This window comes from Hydrogenophaga sp. NFH-34, from assembly GCF_021401345.1.
Classification (GTDB): Bacteria; Pseudomonadota; Gammaproteobacteria; order Burkholderiales; family Burkholderiaceae_C; genus Hydrogenophaga; species Hydrogenophaga electricum.
In genome coordinates, this window is sequence record NZ_JACBGE010000010.1 from 130827 (window position 1) to 146069 (window position 15243).

Consider the following 15243-nt stretch of genomic DNA (forward strand, 5'->3'; position numbering starts at 1 on the left):
CTTGGATGGCTCCCATGGCTGCTTCCACAACGCCCCTTGCCGACATCAACCGCCCCGACGTGCTGGCCGAAGTCAACGCGGTCTTCGACAGCTACGAAACGGCCCTGGTCGGCAACGACGTGGCCGTGCTCGACGAACTGTTCTGGCATTCGCCACTGACGCTGCGCTACGGCGCGGGTGAAAACCTCTACGGCTTCGAGGCGATCCAGGCCTTCCGCCAGGGTCGCCCGGCCGGCAACCTGGCGCGCACCGTGACCGCGCGCCAGATCACCACCTTCGGCAAACACATGGCGGTGGCGCACATCGAGTTCCGCCGCGACGGCAGCGAACGCATCGGCCGCCAGAGCCAGACCTGGGTGCGCATGCCCGAAGGCTGGCGCGTGGTGTCTGCGCACGTGAGCCTGATGCTCTGAGCCCGGGCCGCGCGGCCACGCCGCGCCGCGCCGCGACCCGACGAAAAAAAGCCCCGGCCATGACGGCCGGGGCTTTCGGCATTCCGGGGAACCGCAGCCCGCTCAGACCCCGAGCGCCAGGCCTTCGCTGCGGGGGTCGTGCGCGCCGCACAGGCCTGTGGCCGCATCCAGGCGGATCACGCCGGGCTGCCCGGCCAGCGGGCTCTGCGCGGGGATCAGGCTGATTTCGTGGCCCACGGCGCCCAGCGCCGCCACCACGTCATCCCCCACATCGGCTTCCAGCTTGAGCGTGTCGCGGGCGTCGGAAAAGGTCTTTCCGAGCAGGAAGCGCGGCCGGGCCATCGCGGCCAGCGGGTCCAGCCCGTAGTCGATCAGGCGCGTGAGCAGCGCCACCAGCGTCTGCGGCTGGCCGTCGGCGCCCTGCGTGCCGTACAGGAGCCGGGGCCGGCCGCCTTCGAGGTAGACGCCGGGGTTCAACGTGTGGAACGGCCGCTTGCCCGGCCGCAGCACGTTCGGGTGCGCGGGGTCGAGGCTGAAGGCGGCGCCCCGGTTGTGCCACAGCACGCCGGTGTCGCCCGCGACCACGCCGCTGCCCCAGTCGAAATAGATGGTCTGCAGCAGGCTCACGCCGCGGCCCATGGCGTCCGCCGCCCCCATGAACACGGTGTCGCCGTGCCGGAAAAGATGCGGCCAGGGCCGCGCTTTTTCGCGCGAGATGCGCTGCGCCTGGGCCGCGAGGTAGGCCGGATCGAGCAGATCGGCCACCGGCACCTGAACGTGTTCGGGGTCGGCCACCCAGCGGTCGCGGTCCATGAAGGCGAGCTTGATGGCTTCGATCATCAGGTGGTAATGCATCGCGCTGCCTTCGGCGATGCCGCCGAAATCGACATGCGCCAGCATGCCCATGGCCTGCAGCGTGCTGATGCCCTGCGTGGGCGGGCCGAAGGTGAACAGCTCGCCGCCCCGGTAGGGCAGCTTCAGCGGCGCCTCGTCGCGCGCGCGGGTGCGCTGCAGATCGCTCAGGGTCAGGGGCGAACCGGCAGCGGCCAGGCCGTGTGCCAGCCGCTGCGCGATCTCGCCCTCGTAAAAATCGCGCGCGCCGGCTTCGGCCAGCCGGGTCAGCGTGCGGGCCAGTGGCGGCTGCCGCAGCGTCTGCCCTGCCGACGGGAAAGCCGCCGAAAAACCGGGCCAGCCCGGGATCTCGGCGGCCCGCTGCGCGGCCCAGAAGCGCTGCGACTGCGAGACCGGCACCCCGTCCTCGGCGTGCGCGATGGCCGGCGCCAGCAGGGCCGGCCAGCTCTGGCGGCCGCCCCAGCGGTCACGCGAGATGTCGAACGCCTGGCCCCAGCTGTCGACCGCCGCGGCCGTCGTCAGCGCCGAAGCGGCGCCACGCACCGGGATCGACCCGCTGTAGCCGGCACAGTGCTGCGCGGCCTGGCCGATGCCGGAGAGCGCGCGCACCGCGCCGTCGGGTTCGGCGATCAGCCAGAAGGCATCGCCGCCCAGGCCGGTGAAATGGGGGTAGACGACGGCCAGCACCGCCGCCATGGCCAGGGTGGCTTCGATGGCGTTGCCACCCTGGGCCAGCACCTGCCGGCCCGCTTCGCTGGCCAGGGGATGGGGACTCGTGACAAGGCCGTGGGGGGAGGTCGCTAGCAAAATGGCTCCTGTTCGGGACGGCTTCGGGTGGCGACCAGCCCCGGCACCACCGGGCGGTCACCCAGTGATGGGCGCGGTCAGCCCGTCTGCGGGGCTTTCCCCGATTGAAACCGCCGCAAGCGCGCACGACCAGCACCGTTTTTCGCGCATGCCGAGCGAATAATGTGCGCACCGGGGGCCGCACATGCCCGGTGAGCCGAGGCTGCGCCAGCCCCGCGCCTCCGCGTCCTCACCAGCCTTTTTTCTTCTCGATCGGTACCAGGCTGAGTTCGGGTTCGGGCGGCCGCTGGCGGGCCAGCGCGCGGTGCTCGTCGATCTTCTTGGCGGCGAGCTGAGCGGTGTAGCGCAACACCTTGAGGTCGTCCGCCTCGGCCGGCTCCTTGGGTTTGAAGCTGAAAGCGCAGAGGGTGCCGTACACCTCGCCGCTCTGGAGCACGATCGGCACGCTCAGGTGGGTGCCGATGGGAAATGGCAGCGCTTTGACCAAGGGGGCCGAGGCCGGCAGCGTCTGCGCGTCCGGGATGTACTGCGGCAGGCGGCCGTCCACCACGCGCTGGCACCAGGCGTCCTGCAGCGGGTCGGAGCCGCCTGGCGCGATCACCGGTTGATCGGGCGGGGTGTCCACAAAGCGGAAAACACGCCGGCCGTTGGCGAACTCGGAAACAAACACCACGTCCATCTTCAGCTTGTCGCGCACCAGCTTCAGGACCTCGGGAACGGCCTGGTCGATCTCGCTGTCGGCGGTATCGGTGGTGGCGACCAGCATCTCGGAGATCTGGACGGAAAGGTCGTCGGGGTTGTAGCCCAAGTCACGCATGGCAGGGATCACGGGGGAAATGGTGAAGCCGCGCATGATGCCGCAAACCCGGCGCCTGCCGGCTACAAATCCCGCAAAGCGGCCTGGATATGGGTATCGAAACGTTTCGGGTCGGCCAGCGCGTCGGCATTGAGCAGGGCCAGCTTGACCAGAAACAGCTCGGTCTTGTCGGGGCCGGCCTGATCGATGGCGCTGGCCAGCGCGTCGTAGACCTGTTCGAGACCGGGCACGGTCAAGGTGGCGGCAGGGGAAGACGGCATGGTCAGGCTCCTGGGTTCGGGGTGGTGGACGTGGCGGCCAGGCCCACGGCCTGCTGCAGGGCGGCACGCAGGCGGTGGGCGTCCAGCGTCATCCAGCGCGCGCAGATGTGCTGGTCGGGGCGCAACAGGTAGGCGCCGCCGGCCCGCAGGCCGTGGCGCGCGCGCAAGTGACCGTCGGCATCGGCCAGGCTCAGATCGGCCCCGGCCACGGGCTGGGGTGCACCGACGGCGATCACGCGCAGCGGCAGGCCGCGTTCGCGCGCTGCGGCCACCTCGGTCTGCAGCGCTTCGGGCAGCGCCGCTGCGGCCGTGGCGCAAAGCAGCGTGAAGCCGTGGCCCAGGTGGTCGAGCAGGAATTGATCGGGGCCCAGGCGCACGTTGCACGGCGGAGCGCCGTGGGCGGGGCCGGCGGTGAAAAGCGCGTTGTCGTCGCCGGCGCTGTTGAGCGGCGAATGCGTGTATTCGTGCGGACGCGACGTGCGCCAGTGGTAGAGCGGCCCCACGAAGGGCTGGCTCAGCGACAGCGAAAGCACCGCGTCGCGCAGCAAACGGAAACCGCGCGTGGGCGGCGCCATGAAGCGCGTGCTCTTGCCGGCTTCGTCGATGATTTCGCGCGCCGCGCCCACGCGCTCCTGCGTGTAGCTGGCCAGCAGGTGGGCCGGCGCCACGCCGCGCGCCACCAGCGCCAGGCGCCAGGCCAGCGCCTGGGCGTCCTGAAAACCGGTGTTGGCGCCGCGCACGCCGAAGATGGGCAGCAGGTGGGCGGCGTCGCCGGTGAACAGCACGCGGCCGTGCACGTAGTCGGGCAGCGTGAGCGCGCGCGCCGAATAGACCGAACTCCAGTCGAGTTCCCAGGCGATGCCGGGGTGGCCGATCATGGCCAGCTGTGCGTCGATGCGGGCCCTGAGCGAGTCGGGGTGCAGCGCCTGTTCGGGCGTCTCGCCGGGCGGCAACTGGTAGTCGAGCCGCCAGATGCCGTGCGGCTCGCGGTGCATGAGGATGGTGTTGCCCGGGTTCCAGGGCGGGTCAAAAAACGCCAGGCGCTCGGTGGGCAGCGGCAGATCGACCCGGATGTCGGCGATCACGAAGCGGCCTTCGTAAGAAGCGCCTTCGAGCTTCAGACCGAGTTGCGTGCGGATCGGCGAGCGCGCGCCATCGGCCGCGACCAGCCAGTCGGCCGCCAGCGTGTAGGGGCCGGCCGGCGTGTCGACCTCGATGCGCACGCCCTGCCCGTCCTGCGTCAGGCCCGTGACCTGGTTGCCCCAGCGCAGCTCGATCAGCGGCTCGGCCCGGCAGGCGTCGACCAGGTATTCCTCCAGGTACTGCTGCTGCAGGTTGGTCATGGGGAAGAAGCGGTCGTCGTCGCTGTGCGGCGCTTCCATGCGAAAAACGCGCTGCCCGCGATAGACCGAGTTGCCGAAGCGCCAGGCCAGGCCGTTGCGCTCCACCCGCTCGGCCACGCCCACCTGCTGCAGGATTTCCATGGAACGGCGGGTGAACACGATGGCGCGGCTGCCTTCGGACACCTGGCGCTCGGCTTCCAGCACCACCGAAGGCACGCCCTGCTGCGCCAGCGCCAGCGCGGTGACCAGGCCGATGGGCCCGGCCCCGGCGATCACCACCCCGGCCTGCTGCAGGGGCGCCGACGGCGGTGGCAGCCAGGCGTCGAATACCTGGTAGCGGTAATAGATGGAACGCCGGGGTTCGGCGTGGGGCTGGTGCATGCTGGTCTCCTGCCGCGGTGCCCGGTGGGCGTTGTGGACGGTGCGGGTGTGGGCGCAGTGTAGGCAGGCAGGCGGCGCGACCATGTTCCCCTAAAGGAACATCAGGACTGCAGCAGCAGCAGCGCCAGCAGGGCCTTCTGACTGCCCACGCCCAGCTTGCGCAGCACGCGCTTGCGGTAGGTCTGGGCGCTGCCGGTCGTCAGGCCCAGGCGCTGCGCCATCGCCTCGGCCGAAAGGCCGTCCATCAGCGCCACCACCACGTCGCGGTCGCGCTGCGTCAGCGCCGGAAAGCGCCGCACCAGGCGCGCCAGCAGCAGGTCGCCCAGCGCCTGGTTCACCGCCAGCCCGGTGTGGTGCAGGCGCACGGTGTGCACGATCAGGGGCGCAAAGGCCTCCACCACGGCCAGGCCGGCTTCGTCGAACGGGCCGTGCTCCAGCCCGCGGTAGAGGTTGACCGAAAACCAGCGCCGCCCTTCGTACAGCGCCAGCACCGACAGGCGCTCGGCCACCTGCGGCAGTTCGTAACACAGGCGCCGGTATTCGGGGTGGCTGATGTCGGCGCCTTGCTGGCGGTGCAGCAGGATGCGCGGCTGCGCGCTGCCGGCGCGCGCGGCCGCGGCCTGCTCTTCGCGCATGACCGCCGCGCTGCCATCGAGCCGGTGAAAGCGGCGGGCATAGGTGTCGGCGATATGAGGCAGTTCGAGCGTGCGCGAGCGGTCGCCCACGGCCACCACCCGGGCCGGCCGGCCCGCCTCGAACGCGAAGATGGCGCACTGCGCCAGAGGCACATGCGCCCCGACCAGCCGCAACAGGTCTTCGGCCACGGCGTGCGGATCGCCCTGCCCCAGGCGCGCCAGCAGCGCCCCCACCTGCGTCAGCGGCAAGGGCGTGGTGGCAGGCAAAAGCGCGGTGCCGGGGCGCTCGCCCAGCACCCAGTAAGGGCTGGGCATGCGGGGCACTGTAGCGCAGCGGCATCGGGGTATGCCCGTAGGCGTCGCCTGCGCGGCAGCGGCCACGCGGGGGCGCCACCTAGGATGGCGCCGTTCCATCCCGCCTCACCGAGGAAACCGCCATGCCCGACTTCAGCACCCTCACCATCGGCCCCGACCCGCGCAACCCGCGCATCGCCCGGCTGCTGCTCAACCGCCCCGAGCGGCTGAACGCCATCAACGATGCCATGCCGGGCGAGATCCGGGCGGCCGTGGAATGGGCGAACGCCGAGCCGGGCATCCACGTGATCGTGGTCGAGGGCGCGGGCAAGGGTTTCTGTGGCGGCTACGACCTGGCCGACACCGCCAGCCAGCACATCGAGCACCCGTGCCAGCAGGAGGCCTACCCCTGGGATCCGATGGTCGACTACGCCTACATGAAGCGCAACACCGAGCACTTCATGAGCCTGTGGAAGAGCGCCAAGCCCACCATCGCCCAGGTACACGGCGCCGCAGTGGCCGGTGGCAGCGACATCGCGCTGTGCTGCGACCTGCTGGTGATGGCCGAGGACGCGCGCATCGGCTACATGCCGACCCGCGTGTGGGGCTGCCCCACCACGGCGATGTGGACCTTCCGCCTCGGCCCGGTGCGTGCCAAGCAGCTCATGTTCACGGGCGACGTGATCGACGGGCGCACCGCCGCCGACTGGGGCCTGGCCAACCAGGCCGTGCCGGCGGCCGAGCTGGACGGCGCGGTGCTCAAGCTCGCCACCCGCATCGCCGGCGTGCCGTCGTCGCACCTGGCCATGCACAAGCTGGTGGTCAACCAGGTGATGCTGACCATGGGCCTGGAGCAGACGCAGATGATGGCCACCGTGTTCGACGGCATCACGCGCCACAACCCCGAAGGCCTGTGGTTCCGCCGCCATGCGCAGGAGCATGGCTTCAAGTCGGCGATCCAGTGGCGCGATGGCGGCGAGCCGATTCCGGAAGGCGACGAAGCCCGCGCGCTGATCCGCGAGATGGAGGCCCGCCGCCAGGGCGGCTGAGCCCCTGGGCCGCCCCGGGACGTGACCGAACGCAACAGCCGCAAGCAAACACGGGTGCATCCCGTTACGGCTCTTACGGTACCGTCCTGAATGTAAGCCGCTGGGCCCCTAGCATGAGCGCTTCAGTTTTTACAGGAGGCTTCATGGCACTGCACTTCGGCAAACGCGAGTCCGACAACACCCCTCTCAACAGCACGGGCAACAACCCGTATCCGTCGCGCTACGGCGCGGGCTCGACCAGCAGCACGTCGTCGAGCGTGACCAGCCGGACCAGCGACAGCAGCGCCTCGGCAGCCGTGGCCGCTGCGTCCACGTCGGCCTCCGCGCCCGTCGCCCCCCCCGGCGAAAACGGCAGCAAGCTCACCGTCGGGCCGAACATCAAGCTCAAGGGCGTGGAGATCACCGACTGCGACACGCTGTTCGTCGAAGGTCTGGTCGAGGCGACCATGGATTCGCGCGTGATCCAGATCGCCGAACAGGGCGCCTTCAAGGGCTCGGCCGAGGTCGACATCGCCGAAATCCACGGCTCGCTCGAAGGCAACCTCACCGTGCGCCAGAAGCTGGTGATCCACGCCACCGGCAAGGTCACCGGCAAGATCCGCTACGGCAAGGTGGTGATCGAAGAAGGCGGCCAGCTCTCGGGCGACATCGAGTGCGCCGCCGCCACCAAGGCCGGCGCCAGCAGCAGCGCCGCCAAACCCGCCATGGCCCTGGCGGCCTGACCGCGCCGGGAGCCACCCGCACCGGCCGGCGCCTGAGCGCCTGGCTGGTGCCCCCGGTGTCGGCCCGGTATGCTCCGGGCCATGTACGCCTCTTTTTTCGGCCTGCGGCAGACGCCGTTTTCGATTGCGCCGGACCCCCGTTACCTGTATCTGAGCGAGCGCCACCGCGAGGCGCTTGCGCACCTGCTCTATGGCGTGCAGGGCGGTGGCGGCTTCGTGCTGCTGACGGGCGAAATCGGCGCTGGCAAGACCACCGTCTGCCGCGCCTTCCTCGAACAGATGCCCGCCACCTGCCAGGTGGCCTACATCTTCAATCCGCGCCTGACGGTGCACGAGCTGCTGCAGACGGTGTGCGAGGAATTCGGCGTCGACACCAGCGCCGCCGATGCCCCGCCCGCCCCCGGCGTGAAGACGCCGGTGGACCGGCTCAACGCCTTTTTGCTGCAGGCCCACGCGGCCGGCAAGCAGGCCGTGCTGATCATCGACGAGGCACAGAACCTCGCCCCCGACGTGCTGGAGCAGTTGCGCCTGCTCACCAACCTGGAAACCAGCGAACGCAAGCTGCTGCAGATCGTGCTGATCGGCCAACCCGAACTGCGCGAACTGCTGGCGCGGCCCGAGCTGGAGCAACTGGCCCAGCGCGTGATCGCGCGCTTCCACCTCGGCGCGCTCACCGCCGACGAGACCGCGCGCTACGTGCAGCACCGGCTGCAGGTGGCCGGCCTGCAGGGTGAAGGCCCGTTCACCGCCGCCGCCTTGCGGCGCATCCACACGCTGACCGGTGGCGTGCCGCGCCGCATCAACCTGCTGTGCGACCGCGCCCTGCTGGGTGCCTATGGCAACGGCCTGCGCCAGATCGGCGACGAGGTGATCGAACGCGCCGCGCGCGAGGTGACGGGCGACCCGGCCCCGGCCGCGGCTGAACCCCGCTCCGCCGCGCGGGACCGCTGGTGGCCGCTGGCCTGGGGCCTGGCGGGCACCGCGCTGGGTGCAGCCGGTGTGCTGGCCTTCTGGCAGCCCTGGGCCCAGCCGGCCCCGGCCAGGTCCGAATTCGCTGCCACGTCGCCCGATGCCGGCGTTCTGCCGGCGGCGCCGACCGCGGCGGCCCAGGTGCCCCAGCCGGTTCAGACCGGCCTGCCCGCGACCGGTGAAGCCCTGCCGTCGGAAGACGCTGCCTGGCAGGCACTGGCCCGCCAGTGGGGGCAAGACATTCCCGCCGACAACCCCTGCGCCGCCGCCCTGCAGCAGCAGTTGCAGTGCTACCGGACCCCGCGCATGACCGCGCACGGCCTGCAGGCGCTGGACCGCCCGGCCATCCTCACCCTGCGCCCCGCCGGCCAGGCCGCCGCCTGGGTGCTGCTGGTGGGGGCGTCGCCTGACGATGTGCTGCTGCAGGCGGGCGAGCGCCGCTGGCGCGTGCCGGCCGCCTCGCTCGCCGCCGTGTGGCAGGGGGAATACGCCACACTCTGGCGCTTGCCCCCGGGCCAGACCGGGCGCCTGGTCGATGGCTGGCGCGGCCCCGCGGCCCCCTGGCTGGAGGCCCAGCTCGACCGCCTGCAGCAGCGCGGCGAGACCGCGGGCGACACGCCCCAGGCCCGGCTCCAGGCTTTCCAGACCCGCCGGGGCATTCCCGCCGATGGCCTGGCCGGCCCCGTCACCCTGATGCAGATCAACCGGGCCGCCGGCGTCGACGAACCCCGGCTGGGCCCCGCCTGAGAGAAAGTCCGCACACCGTGTCCTACATTCTTGATGCGCTCAAACGCGCGGACGCCGAACGCGACCTGGGCCAGGTGCCCGGTCTGCACAGCCAGTCGCCGGTGACCCTCACCAGCCAGCGACCCGCACGCCGCTGGCGCGGGATCGGGCTGGCCGCAGCCGCCACCCTGCTGGTGGGCGGCGCGCTGCTCTGGCGAGCCTGGTCACCGACGCACACACCCGTACCGGCTCCGGAACCCGTTGCGGTCGCCGGGAGTTCCGCTGCGCCCTCGATGGCGCCGGACACAACGCCACCGGCCACGCCGGCCGCCAGCAAAGCCACCGCCGCCGGCAGCCTGCGGCCCCGCCCCATCCTCAACCCCGCGCCAGCGACCGCCGAAAAGCCCGAACCACCACCGGCCACGGCGGCCAGCGCGCCGGATCAGGCCACGCCCACCCCACGCCCCACACCACCCGCCGGTGCGTCGGCGCCGCCACCGGCCGCAGCGGCGCCAGCCCCCGAGCCGGTGTCCGCGTCGGCCAGTGGCCTGCGCATCTCCGGCTCCACCTGGTCGGAAAACCCGCATTCGCGCACCCTGATCGTCAATGGCCAGATGGTGCAGGAAGGCCAGGAAGTCGCGCCGGGCGTGACGCTGGAGGTGATCGGCCGCCAGACCGCCATCTTCCGCCGGGGCCAGGAGCGCTTCAGCCTGCGGCATTGATAAAAAAAGCCCTCTCCGGGCCCGCTGATTCGTGATTTATCCACAGCCATTGGTACTAACATCGCAGCCTTTGCGCCCACCCTCTTGACAAACGGCCAGGCTCCCCATGGACAGCACATCATCCCCCGCCCCCCAGGGTGCGGGTGGACAAGACTCAGAACAAGCCGGCCTGACCTCCGAGCAACGAGACGATTTCCAGGACTTCATGGCCGCCGTGGAGTCCACCGCAGGCCTGTACCTGCTGACCAGCGACCAGCCTGATACCGCCCAGGCGCTGGCGCAGCGCCTCTGGGACCGTTTCAACGGCCCGGCGCGCACCGCCTGGGTGCAGCAACCGCGGCAGACGCTGACCCGGTTCATGCAACTGCTCTGCCAGGCCTTTCGCGTGACGCTGTCGTCCGGCGACCATCCCGTGGCCCTGATGCAGGACCTGCTGCGGCGTTCGCTGGGCCAGAGCCGCGCCAAAGGGCGTCCGGCGCTGCTGATCGTCACCCAGGCACACCAGGCCCCGTTCTTCGTGCTGCGGCAACTGGTGGCCCTCAATGCCCCGGACGCCGACGGCGCGGTCCCGCTGCGGATCGTGCTGATCGGTGAGCCCGCCCTGCGCAAGACCCTGGAGCAGACGGCGCTGCAACCGGTGACCGCGGCCATGGTGGGCGAGCTGCACCTGGAAGAAGAAGCCGCGGCCGCAGAACTGCCCTGGCCCGACACCTGCCCACCGGGCGCCTTCGACGACGCACCCGCGCCAGGCTTCCCCCCGGCCAACCCGGGCCGCACGCGGCCCCCCAGCCCCGCTGCCGTCTGGCGCGCGTGGGCCGTGCGTCAGCGGCGCTGGCTGTTCGCAGGCGCCGCCCTGGTGGTTCTGGTGGTGGCCGCCACGGCCTTGCTGCGCCCGCCACCGACGGTACAAACCCTGGCCGCCCCCGCCCTGCCCGACCCGGCATCGGCCTCTGCATCGGCGCCCCCCGCTGCTCCGCCGCCCATTCCGGTGGAGGACACCCCGCGCCCTGCGCCGCCGCCCCCGGTCGCCGGAGCCACCCGCATTGCCGCCAGTGCCACCGAAACCCGGGCAGACACCGGTGCGGCATCGGATGGTGTGCTGCTGCCCAGCCTCACGGACCAGTTGGAAGAAGGCTGGGTCGCCCTCGGGCAACGCTGGGGCGCCAAGCTGGCCCTGGCGCAGCCCTGCGACGATGCGCTGACTCAGCGCCTGCAGTGCTACCGTGCCAACAAACTGGCGTTCAAGGATCTCCAGGCCATCAACCGCCCCGGTCTGCTGCTGCTGCGGCAGGGCGACGTCGCCCGCTGGGTCCGCCTTGAAGGCATCCAGGGCGACCAGATTCTGCTCGCCTCCTCCGGGCGGCAATGGTCGATCAACACCGCCCAGTTGAACGCCGAGTGGACCGGCAGCTACGCCACGCTGTGGCGCCTGCCGCCTGGACAGACCAGCCGCGTCTACACGGCCGCCGCCAACGACGCGGCCGGACGCTGGCTCAACCAGCAGTTGCAGCGGCGGCAACAGGCCCGGCAGTTGCCGGGCGGGCAGACCCTGGCGGAGCGGATCGAGGCCTTCCAGCGGCACGAGGGCTTGCCGGTCGACGGCCGGGCCACGCCCACCATCTTCGTCCGGTTGATGGGGGTGATCGACCTGGGAGAACCCCGCCTGCAGCAACCCTGAGGCGGGTCGCACCACCCGGGGCCATCCCGGGCATGCCCGTCTGCGGGTTTTCCCCAGCTATCATGGCGGGTTCCTTTCGCGACCGCCGATGCCTCAAGCCGCACGCCGTCTCTGGGAGCTGGACGCCCTGCGTGGCCTCCTGCTCGTGCTGATGACGCTGACCCACATGCCGACCCGCTTCTCGCTGCCCCTGGGGCAGCCGTTCGGCTTCGTCTCGGCGGCCGAGGGCTTCGTCTTCCTGTCGGCCTTCATGGCCGGGCGGGTCTACGGCACGCGGGGGCGGCGCCAAGGCGTGGCGGCCATGCAGGCGGCCTTTTTCGCCCGCGCCTGGAAACTCTATCTGTGCCACATGGCGCTGGTCGCCCTGGCCTTCACCGTGATCGCCTGGCTGGGCGTGCGCAACCAGCAAGGGGGCGCCACCGGGCTGCTGGAGTTCTATTTCATCGACCGGGGAAACGCGGTGCTCGGGGCCATGCTGCTGCTGCACAACCCACCCCTGCTGGACATCCTGCCGCTCTACGTGGGCCTGATGCTGCTCAGCCCGGTGGTGCTGGGTCTGGCGGCCCGCTTCGGCTGGCAACCCGTGCTGCTGGTGAGCGCGCTGCTCTGGCTGGCCGAACAATGGGGCCTCGGGCGCTGGGTCTACGGCCTCTGGACCAGCACCGCCCAGTGGCCCGTGCCCTACAAGGACATGGGCGCCTTCCATGGCCTGGCCTGGCAAGGGCTCTGGGTTGCCGGCCTGGCCCTGGGCATGCGCCAGACGCCGCTGCCCCGCTGGCCCTGGTGGGTGTTGGGCCCGGCCGCCGCCTACGCGCTGGGCATGCTGGTCTGGCGCCATGTCGCCGGCCAGGCGCCCCTTCCCGGCTGGCCGGCCGTGGCCTTCCTGCTGGACAAATGGGCGCTCGGACCGGCACGGGTCTTGAACTTCGCCAGCCTGTTCGTGGTGCTGACCGCCCTGGCGCCCTGGATCCACCGCCACCTGCCGCGCCCGTGGCCGTTGGAGCTGATGGGGCGGCATTCGCTGCTGGTGTTCTGCTCGCACCTGGTGCTGGCGCTGTTCACGCTCGCCACCTTCGGCTCGACCCAGGTCTGGCGCCCGTACTGGCTCGACGCCCTGCTGCTGGCGGGGTCGCTGGTGGCGTTGCTGCTGGTGGCCTGGCTGGCCGAATGGCGCGACCGCGGCGTGGTCCGGCCGTGGCGCATGGCCTCAGGTGGTGCGCAGGTGCGGTGAGATGACCGACTGCCACAGCGCGTAGCCGGCCGCGTTGAGGTGCAGCATGTCGGGCAGGAACAGCTCGCGCCGCGGCAGGCCACCGGCATCCACCATGGGGGTGAACACATCGATGACCTCGAAGCCTGGCGTCTGCGTCGCCCACTGGCGAAGCAGCGCATTGGTTTCGCGCACCGCCGGCAGGATGCCCAGACGGGACGGGCTAGGCTTGACCGACACAAAGGCGATGGGCACACCCGGCAGGCCGGTCCGGGTCTGCTGCACGAAGCGCGCGCAGTGCCCGACCACCGCCTGCGGACTGGCCCCTTCGGACAGGTCGTTGTCGCCCGCGTAGAGCACCACCTGCCGGGGTTCGTAGGGCAGCACCAGACGCGGCACCAGGTCGGCACAGTCGGCCAGGCGCCCACCGCCAAAGCCCCGTTTGACCACCTGGGGCACGGCGGGAAAGGCCCACTCCAGGCCGTTCCACATGCGGATCGTCGAACTGCCGATGAACAGCAGGCACCCCGCTGGTGGGGGCCAGAGCTGGTCGGCATCGGCAAAGGCATCGAGATCGGATTTCCAGCGCCGCTCGGCCGGCGTCTGACCCGCCTTGGCGCCGACCGGCAGCCCCGCCGCCGCCCAGAGCAGCCACTGCCGCCGGGAAAGCCCTGAAGGCCGGCTCATGACCGGTGCTCCGCCAGGTCAGAGAACAACACGGTCGTCGACAGGACGGAGGGCAACGGGCGATGGCGGCGCATGGGACACAAAAAAGACCACGCAAAGGCGCGGCCGAGCCGGAAGTATGACACCGCCCAAGGCCTGCCCGTGGGCTGGCGCGATCAGGCGAAGGCGGCGCGGGACATGCGGTCGAACGGAATGCGCGAGAGCGCGGCGTCCCACGAGTCGTCGTTGCCGGTCCAGGCCTGTGGGGTGCCGATCTTGGGGCCTTCGCGGTCGTTGACCCACAGGTTGAGTACCGACCCGTCGGTCACCGCGGGGGCATCTTCGCCCTGCTGCAGCACGTTCACCAGCAGGAAGTGCTTGCGGTAGCGGGTGGCGAGCACCTGCTGCAGGCGCCGGAAATCGGCTTCGGTGCCAGGGCCCAGGTAGATCAGCACCACCTCGGCGGCGCCCGCGAGCAAGGCGCGGGTCTTCTGCCCCAGGTGGGCAAACTTCGCCAGCGAGTCCGGCATGGCCGCCGCGAGCGCGGCCTCACCCGCCGCGCGGTCGTCCCACAGCTTGTGCATGCAGCCGAAGTCGTGCAGAAAGGCCATGCCCGAAGCCCGGTCGCGCGGGATGAACTGCCCTCCGACTTCGTCGAGCGCCACGTCGTCCGGGCCGAGCTGGAAATCCCTCTCGATGAAGTTGGCCACACCGGGCAGCCCCCCCTTCATGAGGTGATCGAAAAAATACGATTCCGGCTGGTAGCCCGCGAAATGCGCGGTCATGAAACGGTCAATCTGGAACCGTGGACGGCAGTCGCGGCCTATCGAAAGCGGGACCCTGATGCGGTCCATGGTGGTCTCCTTCGCGAGAAAACGCCGCCGGGTTCTGGCTCCCGGGGCGAAGGCATTCTCACACAGGGTCTGCGGTCACCGGCTCCGCCGAAGCCGCCAACGGGCAAGAGGGCACCCCGTCCAGCGGCAGGCACGACAGGGCCGCGGCCCACGAAGCGTCCCAGCCTTGCCATTCCTGCGGGGTGTGGCGCTTGGGGCTTTCGGCGTCGTTGACGAAAACCGGCACCACGGTGCCGTCGGTCACGGCCAGATGGCGCAGATTCTGTTCCAGCACGTTCAAAATCAGGAAATCCTTGCCGTAGCGTTCGCGAAGCACGCTTTTGAGCGCCAGAAAACCGTCGCGCGTGGCCGTGCCCAGGTACACCAGCGCCACCTGCAGTGGTCCCGCCAGGACGCGGCGGGTGTTTTCCGCGAGACCCTGGTACTTGGCCAGGGACGCTTCGCACTCACTGAGCATCGCCGCCTCGCAAGCGTCGCGATCGTCCCAGAGGCGGTTGGGGCAACCGAAATCGTGCAGGAAGGCCATGCCCGACGCGCGGTCGCGGGGCACGAACTGGCCACCGCCCTCGAAAACGTAGAGGTCCTCGCGCGCCAACCGGAAGTCCCGCTCCACCAGGCTGATCACCCCGGGCAGGTCACCGGCCCCGAGCTTGTCAAAGAAAAACGGCGGCGGCTGGTAGTGCGGGAAAGCCTGGCCCATGTAGCGGCCGATCTGGAAATGCGGCCGGCAATTGCTGCCTATCGACATCGGGACCTGAACAAGCCGCATGGGGAGGATGCCTCTATTTCGGGATGCCGGATCGAACGGCGAAACGCTTTGGCCCCGCGCCGGGCCAGGCGAGCGG

At 70.7% G+C, this 15243-nt stretch carries 15 protein-coding genes; 7 read left to right on the forward strand and 8 right to left on the reverse strand.

Going from position 1 to position 15243, the window contains the following annotated elements:
• Positions 1 to 14 precede the first annotated feature (14 nt).
• Complete coding sequence (gene hpxZ / locus L0977_RS11490) at positions 15 to 413, forward strand: oxalurate catabolism protein HpxZ (protein WP_234265002.1); 399 nt, start codon at positions 15 to 17, stop codon at positions 411 to 413.
• Positions 414 to 515: 102 nt separating this feature from the next.
• Here hpxZ and L0977_RS11495 read toward each other — a convergent pair whose 3' ends face one another.
• From L0977_RS11495 to L0977_RS11515, 5 genes are all read right to left on the reverse strand, one after another.
• Positions 516 to 2072: a gamma-glutamyltransferase family protein gene (locus L0977_RS11495; RefSeq protein WP_234265003.1), complete on the reverse strand. Its 1557-nt coding sequence runs from the start codon at positions 2070 to 2072 to the stop codon at positions 516 to 518.
• 229 nt (positions 2073 to 2301) lie between these two features.
• Positions 2302 to 2889: a GAF domain-containing protein gene (locus L0977_RS11500; RefSeq protein ID WP_234265004.1), complete on the reverse strand. Its 588-nt coding sequence runs from the start codon at positions 2887 to 2889 to the stop codon at positions 2302 to 2304.
• Positions 2890 to 2951: 62 nt separating this feature from the next.
• A complete protein-coding gene (locus L0977_RS11505; protein WP_234265005.1) occupies positions 2952 to 3149 on the reverse strand; it encodes a DUF2783 domain-containing protein in 198 nt (65 codons plus the stop codon).
• Between the two features lie 2 nt (positions 3150 to 3151).
• Positions 3152 to 4873 carry an FAD-dependent monooxygenase gene (locus L0977_RS11510; protein WP_234265006.1) on the reverse strand — a complete coding sequence of 574 codons (1722 nt, stop codon included), beginning with the start codon at positions 4871 to 4873 and terminating at the stop codon, positions 3152 to 3154.
• Between the two features lie 101 nt (positions 4874 to 4974).
• A complete protein-coding gene (locus L0977_RS11515; protein ID WP_234265007.1) occupies positions 4975 to 5823 on the reverse strand; it encodes a helix-turn-helix transcriptional regulator in 849 nt (282 codons plus the stop codon).
• A gap of 122 nt (positions 5824 to 5945) precedes the next feature.
• On the opposite strand from L0977_RS11515, the gene L0977_RS11520 reads away from it, so the two are divergent.
• The 6 genes from L0977_RS11520 to opgC all read left to right on the forward strand — a co-directional run bounded on the left by L0977_RS11520 (position 5946) and on the right by opgC (position 12899).
• Positions 5946 to 6851, forward strand: coding sequence for a crotonase/enoyl-CoA hydratase family protein (locus tag L0977_RS11520; RefSeq protein ID WP_234265008.1), 906 nt, complete (start codon positions 5946 to 5948; stop codon positions 6849 to 6851).
• Positions 6852 to 6994: 143 nt separating this feature from the next.
• A complete protein-coding gene (locus L0977_RS11525) occupies positions 6995 to 7573 on the forward strand; it encodes a bactofilin family protein (protein WP_234265009.1) in 579 nt (192 codons plus the stop codon).
• An 81-nt stretch (positions 7574 to 7654) separates the two neighbouring features.
• Positions 7655 to 9289 carry an AAA family ATPase gene (locus tag L0977_RS11530; protein WP_234265010.1) on the forward strand — a complete coding sequence of 545 codons (1635 nt, stop codon included), beginning with the start codon at positions 7655 to 7657 and terminating at the stop codon, positions 9287 to 9289.
• 17 nt (positions 9290 to 9306) lie between these two features.
• Positions 9307 to 9990 (forward strand): general secretion pathway protein GspB, encoded by a 684-nt coding sequence (locus L0977_RS25580; RefSeq protein ID WP_234265011.1) that lies wholly within the window; start codon positions 9307 to 9309, stop codon positions 9988 to 9990.
• 106 nt (positions 9991 to 10096) lie between these two features.
• Positions 10097 to 11668, forward strand: a complete 1572-nt coding sequence (locus L0977_RS11540; protein WP_234265012.1) for an ATP-binding protein — start codon at positions 10097 to 10099, stop codon at positions 11666 to 11668.
• A gap of 88 nt (positions 11669 to 11756) precedes the next feature.
• The gene (opgC, locus tag L0977_RS11545; protein ID WP_234265013.1) at positions 11757 to 12899 is read left to right on the forward strand and encodes an OpgC domain-containing protein; all 1143 of its coding nucleotides are present in this window, start codon (positions 11757 to 11759) and stop codon (positions 12897 to 12899) included.
• On the opposite strand, the gene L0977_RS11550 is transcribed toward opgC, so the two are convergent.
• The 3 genes from L0977_RS11550 to L0977_RS11560 form a co-directional block, all read right to left on the reverse strand.
• A complete protein-coding gene (locus tag L0977_RS11550) occupies positions 12876 to 13565 on the reverse strand; it encodes an SGNH/GDSL hydrolase family protein (RefSeq protein ID WP_234265014.1) in 690 nt (229 codons plus the stop codon). The two genes, opgC and L0977_RS11550, sit on opposite strands and share 24 nt — an antisense overlap.
• Before the next feature lie 155 nt (positions 13566 to 13720).
• Positions 13721 to 14329, reverse strand: coding sequence for a hypothetical protein (locus L0977_RS11555; RefSeq protein WP_234265015.1), 609 nt, complete (start codon positions 14327 to 14329; stop codon positions 13721 to 13723).
• Positions 14330 to 14456: 127 nt separating this feature from the next.
• On the reverse strand, positions 14457 to 15167 hold the full coding sequence (locus L0977_RS11560; protein WP_234265016.1) for a hypothetical protein: 711 nt from the start codon (positions 15165 to 15167) through the stop codon (positions 14457 to 14459).
• Positions 15168 to 15243 lie beyond the last annotated feature (76 nt).

What these genes read in the sequence shown, in the direction of transcription:
- hpxZ (WP_234265002.1), top strand. Translation starts at nt 15, where the DNA reads ATGGCTGCTTCCACAACGCCCCTTGCCGACATCAACCGCCCCGACGTG.
- L0977_RS11500 (WP_234265004.1), bottom strand. Translation starts at nt 2,889, where the DNA reads ATGCGTGACTTGGGCTACAACCCCGACGACCTTTCCGTCCAGATCTCC.
- L0977_RS11505 (WP_234265005.1), bottom strand. Translation starts at nt 3,149, where the DNA reads ATGCCGTCTTCCCCTGCCGCCACCTTGACCGTGCCCGGTCTCGAACAG.
- L0977_RS11510 (WP_234265006.1), bottom strand. Translation starts at nt 4,873, where the DNA reads ATGCACCAGCCCCACGCCGAACCCCGGCGTTCCATCTATTACCGCTAC.
- L0977_RS11515 (WP_234265007.1), bottom strand. Translation starts at nt 5,823, where the DNA reads ATGCCCAGCCCTTACTGGGTGCTGGGCGAGCGCCCCGGCACCGCGCTT.
- L0977_RS11520 (WP_234265008.1), top strand. Translation starts at nt 5,946, where the DNA reads ATGCCCGACTTCAGCACCCTCACCATCGGCCCCGACCCGCGCAACCCG.
- L0977_RS11525 (WP_234265009.1), top strand. Translation starts at nt 6,995, where the DNA reads ATGGCACTGCACTTCGGCAAACGCGAGTCCGACAACACCCCTCTCAAC.
- L0977_RS11530 (WP_234265010.1), top strand. Translation starts at nt 7,655, where the DNA reads ATGTACGCCTCTTTTTTCGGCCTGCGGCAGACGCCGTTTTCGATTGCG.
- L0977_RS11540 (WP_234265012.1), top strand. Translation starts at nt 10,097, where the DNA reads ATGGACAGCACATCATCCCCCGCCCCCCAGGGTGCGGGTGGACAAGAC.
- opgC (WP_234265013.1), top strand. Translation starts at nt 11,757, where the DNA reads ATGCCTCAAGCCGCACGCCGTCTCTGGGAGCTGGACGCCCTGCGTGGC.
- L0977_RS11550 (WP_234265014.1), bottom strand. Translation starts at nt 13,565, where the DNA reads ATGAGCCGGCCTTCAGGGCTTTCCCGGCGGCAGTGGCTGCTCTGGGCG.
- L0977_RS11555 (WP_234265015.1), bottom strand. Translation starts at nt 14,329, where the DNA reads ATGACCGCGCATTTCGCGGGCTACCAGCCGGAATCGTATTTTTTCGAT.
- L0977_RS11560 (WP_234265016.1), bottom strand. Translation starts at nt 15,167, where the DNA reads ATGCGGCTTGTTCAGGTCCCGATGTCGATAGGCAGCAATTGCCGGCCG.